The organism is Pedobacter yonginensis (assembly GCF_003173595.1).
GTDB lineage: Bacteria > Bacteroidota > Bacteroidia > Sphingobacteriales > Sphingobacteriaceae > Pedobacter > Pedobacter yonginense.
The window spans coordinates 228835-243089 of the sequence record NZ_QGNZ01000001.1; the positions used below are offsets into that span (position 1 = coordinate 228835).

The following is a 14255-nucleotide window of genomic DNA, read 5'->3' on the forward strand; positions in this document are numbered from 1 at the left end:
AATAGCAAGAAAGCCGGGGAGACCCGGCTTTCTTAACTTATTTGAAATTCATTTAGAATCTATATCATTTACAAAAATCGCATTAGTTTAAAATGTGAAGCTTAAATACATGGAAAAATTTCATAATTACAGCGATTCCTAACACAATCCACATCGTCCAAAACAAAGTCATTTTCACAATATAAGCTGTGGTCAACTTTTTTCTTGACCTTTTTCGACCTTTGTTATTCATAGGCAAATAAAATTATATATGCTTACGCTGGATCCTGATTGCATTAAGTATTGCCAAAAAAGCTACACCAACATCGGCAATTACTGCTTCCCAAAGATTTGCGACACCAAAAGCACCTAGCGACAGCACCGCAACCTTTACCGCCATCGCAAGGATGATATTCTGCCAAACAATGTTGCGTGTAAGTTTTCCAATCTTCAATGCTGAAACAATCTTCACAATTTGATCGTTCTGGATTACAATATCAGCTGTTTCGATTGCCGCATCACTTCCAAGACCGCCCATTGCAATTCCTGCATCAGCAAGCGCAATAACAGGTGCATCATTTACTCCGTCGCCAACAAATGCGATATGCCTGCCTTCTTTTATCAGTGCCTCGACTTTTTCAACCTTTCCCTCTGGCAATAGGTCGCCAAAAGCCTCGTCAATTCCGAGCTTTTTCGCTACCTGATCTACTACTGATTGTTTGTCGCCTGAAAGCATTACCGTTCTAATATTAAGGTCGTGCATCATTTTAATCCCTTTGGCCGCATCTTCCTTAATTTCATCTGCAATGGTAATATAGCCAGCGTATTTTTTATCGATTGCAATTACCACTATAGTGTCTACAATTTCTTCTACCTCCTTCGGAAACTCAATCTTATACTTTTGTAGTAATTTTATATTTCCTGCCAACACGTCCTTGCCATCCACTTTTCCTTTTAGACCATGTCCAGAAATTTCTTCCACAGCAGTTGCCTTTCCACTATCAGCTTCTTTCCCAGCATATTCAATAATGGCCTGTCCAACTGGATGTGTTGAGTTTTTTTCGAGGATAGCCACTAGCTTAACCAATTCCTTTTCTGTAATTCCCTCAGTTACTACCTTCTGAACCTTGAAGACTCCCTTGGTAAGCGTACCAGTCTTGTCCATCACAATCGTGTTGATCTTGGTCATCACGTCCAAAAAGTTTCCACCTTTAAATAGGATTCCATTTTTAGAAGCTAGCCCAATACCACCGAAGTAGCCCAGCGGAATAGAGACCACTAGTGCACAAGGACAACTGATTACAAGGAAAACAAGCGCCCTGTACAACCAATCGTTGAAAACATAATTCTCTACTACGAAATAGGGAACTAGAGCAAGCGCTATCGCTAGAAAGAAAACTATTGGTGTATAAATTTTTGCAAATTTTGAGATAAAAAGCTGGGTCTGTGATTTTCTCGCAGAAGCATCCTGTACCATCTCCAATATCTTGCTCAATTTGCTATCCTTAAACAGAGCCGTTATTTCAATTTCCGAAACTGTATTTAAGTTGATCATTCCGGCAAGAACTGCTTCGCCTTTATATTTACTATCTGGGCGACTTTCACCTGTGAGTGCGGCAGTATTGAAAGAGCCTTTATCGGAAACAAGTTTGCCATCAAGTGCCACTTTTTCACCTGCCTTAACCTGAATAATTTCTCCCATTTTAACTTCCGCCGACGGAATGACCTGGGTTTTTCCGTCCCTTATCACCGTTACTTCGTCGGGCCTAATATCCAGCAGTGCTTTGATACTCGCAGTAGCCCGATCAACAGCAGAGTCTTGAAACCACTCTCCAATGGAATAAAATACCATTACAGCTACTCCCTCTGAGTATTCTCCAATATAGAATGCACCTAAGGTGGCAACGCTCATCAGCACAAACTCGTTGAAAATATCGCCTCTAATTGCCTTGCGGAATGCCAAGCCTAGTACACTCCAACCAGCCAACAAAAAGGCTACACTATTGACGCCAAGTGAAACCCATTTGGAAAGCTTAACGCCAAAGCCATAGTCCATAACCAGTACACAGACCAATATTAAAAGTCCAGTTAACAGGCCAAGATGTTGCTTCCACTGTGGCTGATTTGGATCAGCATGGCCGTGGTCATGCTCTTCTTCTTCTTCATCTGAATTTTCAGGTTCCTTTATTTTTGGTGAAGCCTTTGCATCCTTAACAAGGTGCTTGGTCTTTACGTTTTTTTTATCGTCGTTTTCGCAACAGTCTTTCATAACGGTATTTTAATATTTATCCCTCAGAATCCATGAACCAGTTTTCTGCCTGCTCAATCGCATTTTTTAAAGCTGACATTCGATCTGTCTTCATTTCTTCTGGCATGGCCTCTAAAATTTCTAATGCTTTTACCCTAACCGTAGGCCTTAGATCTTTTAATTCCACGTCGATATTTTCGAATTGATTGTTCATGTTTTTAATTAATAACAAAAGTAAACTACAATCTGTTGCAATTGTATTGCAAACATTAACTTCCACAGCTTCTACAGACACCCTTAACAATCAGTTGGGTTTCTAAAGACTGGTAACCTTTGGGTAATTTAATCTCCGGTATGATTGTTTTTGGAAGGCAGTGGGTTTCCCTGCATTCTGTACAATAAAAATGCAGATGGAGATCATGGTGGCCTTCTATGTCACATCCTGATGCACAAAGTGCAAATTTGGTAATTCCGCTTCCATCTTCAATTCGATGCACGAGACCATTTTCCTCAAAAGTCCTTATGGTTCTATACAGCGTGACCCTATCTAAACGCTCCATCTTAAGTTCCATATCTGTAAGACTCTGGGCAGATGATTGTCTGATCAAAGAATCCAGAACAACCAACCGCATAGCGGTTGGCTTTATATTTTTTTCTGTAAGTCTAGACTCTAAGTGTTTCATTATTCTTCCTCTGCTCCACCAGCGGATTTTGACTGGAGATAAAATGCGCCCTTAGTTATAACCTTAGCATTCTTTGGCAACTCCTCCAGAAAGATAATCTGTACATATCCCTGCTCAACAACACCAGTTTTCACCTCTGTTTTTACAAAGTGGAAGGTGTCAGCCTTACTTTCTTTTTCACTGGTTACGATAAAAATATACTGTTTTCCCTCTGATCGGACAACCGCATCAACTGGAAGTGCAGCAGTAAGTTTGCTTCCCGTACTAATCAATGCGGTAACATACATGCCAGGAATCAGGTTTTTGTTTCCCGCATTATCAATAACCGCATGAACAACTACACCTTTGCTCTCGTTCTCAAATGATTTATTGATGCCATTTATTCGTCCACTGATCAATTGGTTTTCTTGATTAGTCAATTGAAAACTTACTTTCTGTCCAACACGCACAGCCATCAGATCTTTCTCAAAAACGGTAAGGTCGCAATGTATCTTTGAGTTATCTACAACTTCCATAATTGATGTGCCGGGCTGAACAAACGCTCCTGTATTTGCCGTAATCTGACCAACTGTACCGTTTATTGGAGACAAGACGGGGAATTGGGAAACAATCTTGCCCTTTGCGATACTAGCGGGAGATACGCCAAGTTGTTGAAGTTGACTTTCGTATGCATTCAATTTTGACTTTTCAGCATTGTAAGTAGCTTGTGCAGATTGAAAGGATTTGCCCGTTCCAGCATCAGCGGCCTGTAATTGTTTTTGACGTTCATACTCTGCCTGCACATAGGTGAAGCTGTTCTTACTAGCTAAATAATCCTGCTGAATTTTAATCAGATCTTGGTTGTTGATTGTGGCTAGCACCTGTCCCTTTCTCACTTGTTGACCCTCTAGCACGTTAATTCTGGTGATAATTCCTCCCGAAAGAATGCTCACATCGGCTTTATTCTGAGGCGGCACTGCTAATTGGCCATTAGCCTTAACAACAGCGTCTAAGTTCTTCTGTTCGATTTCACCAATGGTAATCCCAACGGTTTTCATTTGTTCGCTTGTAAGTTCAAGACCACTTGCCTCTTCATTTGCCTCCTCAATAGGGGCTTCACTTTTCGCATTTTCTTTTTGATCATTTGAACATGCCACAGATAGCGTGATCAAGACAAAAAAGAGATATTTTATTTTAGATTTATACATTTTAGTTTCCTTTTAAATATTGTAATTGAATTGCAGATTGATTAAGTTGGCTGAGTGCCTCGATGTAGGCAAGTTTGGTCTGTACCGCACCTGATATATGTTGTATATATTCGAGGTAGCCGATCTCGCCTAGGTTGAACGACACCTGTGCGATTCTCGATTGTTCATCGGCCAATTTTAAGCCCGAACTATTATAGTAATCCACAAGCTTCCTAAAAGTAGCGTAGTGTTCTAACTCTTGGTTGTAGGCCAGACTAATTTGGGATTGGACATTTTCATAATTTGATCTTGCAACCTCAACCGCTATTTTCTCTGCATTTATTCTTGACCGATTTGCTCCATTAAAAAGCGGAACAGCAATGCCTAGCTGGACACCTGCTATTCGTGTACCTGGAGAATATGTTCTTGAAATATTTGCTGGGTTGAAGCCAGAAATCAGAAGCTGTTGACTATAGCCAACCGTAAACTCGGGCAAAGATTTTGATCTTTCTACTGCAAGTCGTGCACCTGCAACTTCGATATTCTGAAGCTCAATTTTAGATTGCGCATTCAAAGATGGATCGATACTAGGTGCAACTTCAAAGGGGGCAATCAAGCCACTTTCGGCAATATTGAGCTTTGCTCCTAAATTTAACAGTTGCTTTAGGGTAGACTCGCTGTTTTTCAATTCTGCTTCTGCATTAGCACGCATTGCTCTTACTTCTTGAGATTTGGAAGTAGCACTAATAAGCTCCAACTTCGAAGTCTCGCCCGTCTTTAACCTAATTTCAGCCTTTTTCACGAAATTAGTATAGATACTATCCTGAAAATTTAATACCCGTAAAGTTTCTCTGTTCAGCAAATAACTATACCAAGCATTTTTTACGTTTCTTATAATTTCCGATTCCAGAGAGCGATTTGTCCTTTCTGCCAAAATCGTCTGTTGGTTGAGCAGTTTCCTGTTATTTTTATAGAGGCCTGGCCATGCTATATTTTGGCTGATGCCAATCGAATTATCCATATTGCCGCCACTGGTCGGATCCTGGGTTAATAGCACCTCGGTTTTTGCAATATCAGTTCCAGATTTTTGCAGCACTCGTGATTGTTCAACGGTCAATCTGGAAGACCTCAATTGCAGGTTGTTCTTCAGTGCTAGAGAAATTGCACTATCTAATGTTATTGCTTTGGATTTTTGTGCATTTGCCATAAATGTTCCGCTGACCATAAGGCCGCACATGATTAAAAGCGTAGCGACACCTTTGTGTATGGATACTTTTGTGCTTTCTTTCTTATTGAACAATAGGTATAGGCAAGGCAGGATGAATAATGTAAGTAAGGTTGCAGTAATCAGCCCACCAATAACTACTGTTGCCAATGGTTTTTGTACTTCGGCACCTGCACTGGATGATAATGCCATAGGAAGGAAGCCAAGTGATGCCACACAAGCAGTCATTAATACAGGGCGCAATCTGGTTCTTGTGCCTTCAAGTACACGTTCATAAATATTTCCTATCCCTTCATCCCTAAGCTGGTTGAAATATCCGATCAATACAATCCCATTCAATACAGCGACACCAAAGAGTGCGATAAATCCAACTCCCGCAGATATACTGAATGGCATACCCCTTAGTAGAAGAGCTGCAATACCTCCAATAGAAGCTAGTGGTACTGCGGTAAAAATCAGCAGGCTATCTTTTACCGATCTGAACGTTACATATAACAGTAATAATATAAGGATTAATGCAGCTGGTACAGCTATGGATAATCTTGTTTTTGCCGCCTGAAGGTTTTGGAACTGTCCGCCATAGGTTATGTAGTAGCCACTTGGCAGTTTAAGTTCCCTATTTAGTTTTTCCTGTATCTCTTTAACCGTTGTTTCAATATCACGACCTTTTACATTAAAACCTACATAGATTCTTCGATTACCACCTTCTCTAGAAATCTGAGCTGGTGCATCCTTAAACTGAATTGAAGCAACTTGATTAAGCGGGACTTTGTTTCCAGATGGAAGCGGTATTAATAGATTTTCAACCCCCGAAATATTCTCACGCAAATCCCTATTCAGTCTGATGACCATGTCAAAACGTTTTTCTCCTTCAAAAACAACTCCGGTAACGCTTCCTGCAAATGCAGTCTTCAAGATCATATTAACATTTCGGATGTTAAGCCCATATTGAGCCATTTTATCACGGTCATACGCAACCTGTATCTGTGGTAAACCATCTACTTTTTCTATAAATGGTTCGTTTACACCTTCCACTGGTGAAATCATCTTTGCAATTTTATTGGCTTGAACGGCTAACACTTCCAAATCACTTCCATAGATTTTAACAGCTACGTCTTGTCGTATGCCAGTCATGAGTTCATTAAAACGCATCTGCATAGGTTGGGAAATTTCCACATTTATGCCTGGGATAATTGCAAGTTCCTCTTCCATTTTCTCCATCATTTCTTCCCTGCTACCAGCAGATTTCCATTCTTTTTTTGGCAACATTGAAAGCATCATATCGCCACGTTCCATCGGCATTGGATCGGTAGGGATTTCTGAACTCCCAATTCGCGTTACCGCTTGTTTGATTTCAGGGAATTTGTTTTTAAGTAGTTTCTCAGCTTTTCCGAAAGTGCTTACCACTTCGGAAAGTGAAGTGCCCTGTGCCATTGAGATTTCTACTGTCAAGTCGCCTTCTTCAAGTGTGGGAATAAATTCTCCGCCCATATTCGTGAATGCCCAAATTGCAACTGCAAATACGAGAACTACAATAGCAACTGCCAGTTTTTTAATCTTAAGTATGTTGATAAGCGCACGTTGATAAATACGTTGTAAAAATTCGATTAATCTGTCAGAGATATTTCGTTTTGGCGCAGTATTCTTGCTCAAGAAAAGAGCGCTTGCCATTGGAACATAGGTCAAGGAAAGAATAAATGCTCCCAATATGGCGAATGCAACAGTCTGCGCCATAGGTTTGAACATTTTGCCCTCAATGCCAATAAGGGATAATAAGGGTAGATAAACAATAAGTATAATGATCTGCCCAAAAGCGGCGGACTTCATTAGCTTACTGGCACTTTCTTTTACCTCGGTATCCATTTGTGCAGAGGTTAATTTAAGAATCCCTTCCTTTCGATATTTTCCTGTTGTAATATGATGGACTACACTCTCAACAATAATTACTGCCCCATCCACGATAAGTCCAAAATCTATTGCTCCAAGGCTCATAAGATTTCCCGAAACACCGAATAGCTGCATCATGGAGAATGCAAAAAGCATGGCAAGTGGAATTACAGAAGCAACAACAAGCCCTGCTCGCCAATTACCCAAAAGAAGTACCAGTACAAAAACAACAATCAATGCACCTTCTAAAAGATTTTGCTTTACTGTTCCGATGGCACGGCCTACGAGTTCTGTACGGTCTATGAAAGGCTCGATTACAACTCCTTCGGGAAGTGACTTTTGTACTTGCGTCATTCTTTCTTTTACGTTTTTGATTACCTCGCTAAAGTTCTCACCCTTTAGCATAAGCGTTACACCTGCAACCACTTCGCCCTCACCATTGCGGGTAACGGCACCATATCTGGTCGCACTTCCAAATTGAACTGTTGCAACATCACGAATAAGGATGGGTGTCCCGTTAACATTTTTAACAACGATCTTGCGTATATCATCTAGATTTTGGACTTGCCCAAGTCCTCTTATGAAATAGGCATTTTTTTGCTGCTCAATATAAGAGCCTCCGGTATTCTCATTGTTGTTTTCCAGCGCTTCATAGATTTCTGGGATGGTGAGTCCTAGGGAATTCAACTTGTCATTATCCAATGCTATTTCATATTGCTTAACATAGCCGCCCCAACCGCTCACTTCTGCAACACCAACGGTTCCGGCAAGCTGGGTTCGTACAAGCCAATCTTGAAGGGTACGAAGGTCGGTAGCGGTGTATTTATCGTGATAGCCTTTTTTGGTATGGATTACATATTGATATATTTCACCAAGGCCTGTGGTAATTGGAGCTAGCATTGGTTCACCAAGTCCTGAAGGAATAGAGGCCTCAGCTTCTTTAAGTTGTGCATTGACCTGCGTTCTTGCCCAATAGATATCTACATCATCCTTAAAGACGATGGTAATAACTGATATGCCCGAGCGGGATATAGAACGTTTTTCAATGATACCAGAAATATTAGCCATTGAAAGCTCAATCGGTGCAGTAATGAACTGTTCTACTTCCTGAGCACCTAAACTTGGTGCTTGTGTAATAATCTGCACTTGATTATTGGTGATGTCGGGTTGCGCATCTATTGGCAGATGATAGGCTGAATAAATGCCAACCAAAACCAGTGCAAGCGTTGCAAGCCCTATGGTTATCTTGTTCTTTATGGAGAACGAAATTATTTTTTCAAACATGGAAATTTGTTAATACGTGAAAAATGTCCACAGTTAGGCTGCGGAACAAACTATTTTGTAAAACGTATTAAACTACCTTTGGGGGCTGATAGATTTCAAGCGGCTGTTCGCTGATTGAAGGAATGCGATATGTGGTATAGGATGTTTTTGTAAAAGAGAATATTGCTACCTGATCCTTTACTATAGGAAAATGTCTTGAGACAGAACAGCAGGCGCATGTACAAAAGGGAGGGCAAGTTTCTTGATTATAGTGCTCAATGCCTTTCGGAGATTTTTTTATCGATGAAACTTCGATGGAACTTTTGCCAAAATCATCGTTATCCTGACAGGGCAGCAGGGTAAGCATGGTCATATAAAGACTAAATATGATAATTACGTATTTCATCCGCTACAAATATACAAAATTTTGAGAAACGAAATAGCAAGATACTGAATAGGCATCTTGCTATTGTAACTCACATAGAAATTGCCACCCCATTGGATGAGTTATCCTCATCTTCATTTTTCTGTTGGGTAACACTACCTATCTTTTTTAACTCAACTTTAAAAATCTCATCAATATCTGACTTTATCTGTAGGTAGTTTTCGTGTATATCGGTTTCGCTAACTTGTTTTACAATAGGAATCGGTTTATAGTTTTCTTCTTCATATTTAATGGCGTTGTGGTCGTTCTGAATTTCACTATGAAAAATCTTAAGTTTGATTTTTTGATCAGGATTGTCGGCAACAATACCTACAAACTCTCCAGATGATAATGATGAAATTTTAGAGGCAGGTATGGCAAATTCTAACTGCAACGACTTTGAAATTGAAGTATCAGAACTGTTAATGCTCAAACTTGTTCGATCTTGCATAATCTTGCCAAAAGTTTCCGACAGCTTTTTAGCAGTACTTCCAGTCACTTGACCGCTGATTATATTCCCAACGATACCGCTGATTACGTCTGCCTGCTCTGAACCATAATCTTTTTTAAGTTGGCTAAAATCTTGAACGGCTAAAGTTGTGGCAACCTTATTACTTCTTGCCGTTGCGATTAGGCTATCCATATTATTGAAATAAATCGTTGGAAATTCATCGAACACCAAACTGCTTTTTAATTGATCTTTTCTGTTCACCAATTTTATCATCCTTGAAATATAAAGCGAAAGCACTGCGCCATAAGTCTGTATTTTTTGAGGATTATTACCAACGCATACGATTTTAGGTTCAAGCGGATTATTTACATCAAGTGTGAAATCGTTTCCGCTAAGTACATAATAGAGTTGAGGCGATGATAGTCTTGCCAATCCAATCTTGGCACTCGCAATTTGCCCCTCTAATTGTTCTTTTGCCTTATTTTGAAATGCAGATACGAAAGGATTGATCAACACTTTTATTTCCTCTTCCCGTTGTAGGACAGCAAACAAAGGGTCGTAATCGGCCTGCATTAATTCAATAACATGTGGCAACGTACAATATTTCCCATTCTCATATTTTCGTAAAAACCATATTATTGCCGTTAGAAAGTTAATCGGACTCTCAACAAAAAAATCTCCCTGTTTCTTTATCCAATCCCTATTTAGGCCTAACATTATGGTACGGCTTGCCTCAGTCGCATCGGTTATATCTTCCATTCCCGCTGGGTCAAGTGGATTGCAGCGATGCGTTCTGTTTAGATCATCAAAGTTAATAACATAAAATGAGGGTTTAATTTTATAGCTCTTTTGATATTTCAATAATTTATTGTAAGCAATTTTACTTAGATCATCATATTTAAAATCATAGAGAAACATTGAAAATCCTTTTTTAATGTGCTGATCTATAATATGTCTGATTACGAAATAAGATTTACCTGCTCCCGGAGTTCCCGCTACAAGCATTCCACGAAAAGGATTGATAAAGTTGATCCAGCTATCACGAACTTTGTCTTTTAACCGATACTTAGCCGGAAGATTAATTGAATACTCATTTTCCAATAATCGTTCTTCCTGTGGAAAGGTTTCATTTTCATCGTTAAATATGTCCTTGCTTAGATTTTCTTTTATCAGTCTTGATAACAAACCTCCACCAGTAAGAATTAAAACGTAACCTAAGGACGTAATAGTTATATAAAAAATCGCAACTGTTGTAGGGGCGCTGTTAATGTAAAAACAAAAAACACTAGTGAAATAACAAACCAAACCAAATGCTACGTAGCTAGATATTGATATGATGTTTATTTTTTCATCTTTTTTGCCCTTTGCCCCAATAAGAGAGATAAACAAGCAAAGAAGTACTGCTAGTTTAGGTATCAGAAAGCCATTAAACAGCCCTGTTTTTGAAATATTTGCTATGATGTTATCTGTAATTTCTGCTGTAAATCCCCATTGTTCAAAAGCTATATAACAGCACAAATAGAAATGTATGCTTAATATAAACAAACTGAGTAAACGTGTAAAATCAATTATTTTTCTTAGTCCCTGTATGTCTTCTCCTGTATTCATAATTTTGCTTTATCGAGTTATCCCTCTTCTTTTTTTCTTCTTCTTGCCGATTGTTGGTTTAGAATCATTTTCAGTTTTACCTAGTAAATCATTTAGATAATTGGTATTTGAAATTGCTTCTAAGTATGCCTGTGGTTGAGCAATGCCTATTATAAAATTTGTCTTGCATTGCTTATTAGGTTTGAGATAAGTTTTAGGTTGATCCTTATCTTTGATTAATTCATTAATGACTTTAGCACTGTAGGACTTTCCTAGTGAGCTTCCATTAAAGACGGTTTTGTGGATATGGTCAATAAATGTTGCTCCATAGTTATATCCCTGTTCATTCTTTCTGAAAACTATATCTACGCCTTGCTTTCTCAACTCAGTTAAAAGAGTTTTTTCAGTGATAGAATCATACTTCCTTAAAGTTCTGTCTATTCGGCCCATCAAATCCTGTTTATAAGGCTTTCTTTTTTCTGTGTTTCCTACGAATTTATTTTCAAGATTTCTAAGAGTAGGTTTGCTATAAAACGAGCTGGCTTTAATAGGAACACCTATTTTATGTCCAGTTTGATTCAAAACAGCATATTGTAGTCCTTTTTTTTGGAACATTGCAGTGTCGTCTTTTCCTCTGTCTGCGATTACATTGAATAGATTGAGAACTGCATTAAATTCGGCAACTGAAGTAAATTTGTAACTGTCCACCACCGCATTAACAACATTACTGATTGCCCGCTTTGTTGGAGTACGACCATAGCTAATGATATCTGGATTTACTGGCTTTATTGCAGGCATAGGCTTAAACTTTTTACTTTCTGCCACAATTAAATTGAAATCTTTTTCAATCTGCTTTCTGGCTGGCTCTGATAATTCTCTGCCAATATTATGTAGGTTGATCGATTTGCCGTCCCGCAGGATGCTTGTGGTGGCAATATGGATATGCTGATGCGCTACATCACTATGCCTGTAAACTAGAAATGGTTGCTCATCGAACCCAATCAGATCCATATATCGGATGGCAATCTGTTGCATTTTAGCGTTATCAATTTTCTCGCTTGCCTCAAAATTTAGTGATATATGTAGTGCGTTGGTTTTTACGCTAGACCTTAATTCAGTAAGGTGCTTAAACCTTGTGATTTTATGTTGGATGTTCATTTTCTCGATATCGCCTGCAAAACCGCTTGCCAAAATCAAGCTAGCACTTCCTTCAGAAACCTTGTTCTCATTATAATGTAAGATGCCCCTGATGCTTTTACCGATCTTTATTTTTGCAACCATTTTTCCGCTAATTGTGAAATTATAACCAGTAATTTTTCAACCCTCTCATCAACATTCTTGTACAGTTCAGCGACCTTCATTACATAAAAAGCTCGATGAGTTTCTACCTTGTCTTGATTAAATGTTCTGGTAATCTGATTGATATTGATGCCGATTGCTTTCAGCTCTTTTCTAATCAAAGCCATTTCTTCCATTGGAGCATTCAAAGAATTATCTTGATGTAATAGTTTGATCTTACGGTTTGAAAGAATTCTACGGATAACTTCAGCCATGGAAGCGCTACCACTTTCAACCCGCATTTTTTCTAACTTGTTGAACGTAGTTTCAGTTATCCGGACGATAACATTTTTAGTTAATAATGCATCTTGATTTGTCGCTCTCTTTCTTGGCATATACAGCACCTTTTAGAAAGTTCAGACTTCACGAGTTCCGAGTGAAGTCCTGGCCGTAAGGACAGCAAAGATATTTTTGCATGCAAAAATACATCTTTGCTAAGTCCACGCGGACTACAACGCTGACCTCCCGAAAGTGAATTGAACTTCGGTTAATTGTGATGTAAAGATTGTGTACTTAAAAATTGCCAAAGCGCAAGTATGGTGGTAGGTGCGGAAAGTTTATTTACCAAGTAATGATGCCGTTTTCAACTTTTCTTGATTCAAATTCATTTATCTGGCGAAAATCCTTTTTATCATTTTCTACACGATAAACTTTAAATTCATCTCTAAGTGCACTGATAAGTTCGATGTTATTATCGTTAATAAATCTGTTGTTAAATGCGAAATTAACACCCTGTCCATCAAATGGTACGCTCGGATAATAGATAGCATCAACATTCATTGGTAATTCAAAAAGAGCTATGTTACAGTAGGCTGATGTTATAAGATAAGTTAGCGGATCTTCCTTACCAGATTTTCTAAACCTTTCAAACAAAAATCGATAAAATAAGATATTCGCCTCTTTGAACTCCCCATCGTATTGATTGATAAAATCATCCAAGACTGGCCCGTGCTGTAGATCAAATTTTGAGGCTCTATTTTCTGCATCTGGAGATGTGATAATTAATGTTGTAAAAGGACGTTTGACAATCCATCGGCCAATGGTTACGTAAAGATTTTCATCTATTTCTTTTTCCTTGGACCAATAATCTACCAATTCTAAATATGATGTGGGTCTATTTTCTGCACAGTAAAATTTGGATTGGTATGGTCTATTGCATCTTGCAAAAGACTTAATAGCTTCGTGAGGTGCTAATGAAATGTCATTCTTAGATGTGTAAAATACATCTTCAAAATGTGTTCTGGCTCTGAAAACCTCAATATTATCATGAATGTCATAAATAAGTATTGGAAGTTGCTGAATGATCTTATATGCCATAAAAGCTTTCTCGTAAGCAAACTCATCATTTGGATCAATTGCTTCTAATTTGTCTATTGCTTTCTGAACATTCTGTATAGTCATATTTACCTCCCTTTTAATTACATTTATTTAAAATTACACAATCGAAATGGCAGAGGTATAATAATTTTCAGTGATACAATAAATTTAAAATTTTAATATGAAATATGATGTAAGAAGTATAAGCGAGGGATATTGCCACATAACTTTAATCCCAGAAACAGATATTGAACGAAAGTTGGTTGTTATTAAAGATGAGAAAGATAAGGAAGAAAAGGAATATACTTTTGAAGTTCATTACGGAAATGCTATAAAATATAAGTTCGGGCCAAAAGCGCATTTAGATGGTATTGAGGTTGAAGCTTATCCTACTAAAGTTTTTGCAGAATATATAATTGAACCTGGCTCAATCGGAAATAGTTAAATATTCTCGCACCTTCCGTACCTATTGCGCACAATGTAACTTAATGCCTTGCATATTGCTTTTGATTAAAGAAAGGTAAGGTAAATTATGCAGGATAAAAAGCGTTCGATAACTCCTCAAAAAGCTATAGAAATACTTAATAACCACGGCACAACTGTAACGTTTGAAGAAGCAAAAATAATTTTGGATTTTATGTATAATTTTGCTATATTGTCTGTAAATCAATTAGTTAAAAATAAATA

Annotated in this window: 11 protein-coding genes; 1 reads left to right on the plus strand and 10 read right to left on the minus strand. The window is 38.3% G+C overall.

All coding sequences use genetic code 11. The features are described from left to right. Positions 1-244 precede the first annotated feature (244 nt). From DHW03_RS01120 to DHW03_RS01160, 10 genes are all read right to left on the minus strand, one after another. A complete protein-coding gene (locus tag DHW03_RS01120) occupies positions 245-2248 on the minus strand; it encodes a heavy metal translocating P-type ATPase (protein ID WP_109923921.1) in 2004 nt (667 codons plus the stop codon). Between the two features lie 16 nt (positions 2249-2264). Continuing rightward, a complete protein-coding gene (locus DHW03_RS19210) occupies positions 2265-2441 on the minus strand; it encodes a hypothetical protein (RefSeq protein WP_165825337.1) in 177 nt (58 codons plus the stop codon). A 55-nt stretch (positions 2442-2496) separates the two neighbouring features. Next, complete coding sequence (locus DHW03_RS01130; protein WP_109923923.1) at positions 2497-2910, minus strand: Fur family transcriptional regulator; 414 nt, start codon at positions 2908-2910, stop codon at positions 2497-2499. Further along, complete coding sequence (locus DHW03_RS01135; protein WP_109923924.1) at positions 2910-4097, minus strand: efflux RND transporter periplasmic adaptor subunit; 1188 nt, start codon at positions 4095-4097, stop codon at positions 2910-2912. Before DHW03_RS01135 ends, DHW03_RS01130 begins: the two co-directional genes overlap by 1 nt. Before the next feature lies 1 nt (position 4098). After that, positions 4099-8472 carry a CusA/CzcA family heavy metal efflux RND transporter gene (locus DHW03_RS01140; protein ID WP_109923925.1) on the minus strand — a complete coding sequence of 1458 codons (4374 nt, stop codon included), beginning with the start codon at positions 8470-8472 and terminating at the stop codon, positions 4099-4101. A 67-nt stretch (positions 8473-8539) separates the two neighbouring features. Then, the gene (locus DHW03_RS19650) at positions 8540-8857 is read right to left on the minus strand and encodes a DUF6660 family protein (protein ID WP_370634396.1); all 318 of its coding nucleotides are present in this window, start codon (positions 8855-8857) and stop codon (positions 8540-8542) included. A gap of 70 nt (positions 8858-8927) precedes the next feature. Beyond that, the gene (mobC, locus tag DHW03_RS01145; protein WP_109923926.1) at positions 8928-10934 is read right to left on the minus strand and encodes a conjugal transfer protein MobC; all 2007 of its coding nucleotides are present in this window, start codon (positions 10932-10934) and stop codon (positions 8928-8930) included. Between the two features lie 9 nt (positions 10935-10943). After that, positions 10944-12194, minus strand: coding sequence for a relaxase/mobilization nuclease domain-containing protein (locus DHW03_RS01150; protein WP_109923927.1), 1251 nt, complete (start codon positions 12192-12194; stop codon positions 10944-10946). Next, entirely contained in the window at positions 12179-12586 is a 408-nt protein-coding gene (locus DHW03_RS01155) for a plasmid mobilization protein (RefSeq protein WP_109923928.1), read from the minus strand. Before DHW03_RS01155 ends, DHW03_RS01150 begins: the two co-directional genes overlap by 16 nt. Positions 12587-12812: 226 nt before the next feature. Beyond that, on the minus strand, positions 12813-13652 hold the full coding sequence (locus tag DHW03_RS01160) for an RES domain-containing protein (protein WP_109923929.1): 840 nt from the start codon (positions 13650-13652) through the stop codon (positions 12813-12815). Positions 13653-13749: 97 nt separating this feature from the next. Here DHW03_RS01160 and DHW03_RS01165 point away from each other — a divergent pair, with 97 nt between their 5' ends. Beyond that, positions 13750-14013 (plus strand): hypothetical protein, encoded by a 264-nt coding sequence (locus DHW03_RS01165; RefSeq protein WP_109923930.1) that lies wholly within the window; start codon positions 13750-13752, stop codon positions 14011-14013. The last annotated feature ends 242 nt before the right edge of the window (positions 14014-14255 follow it).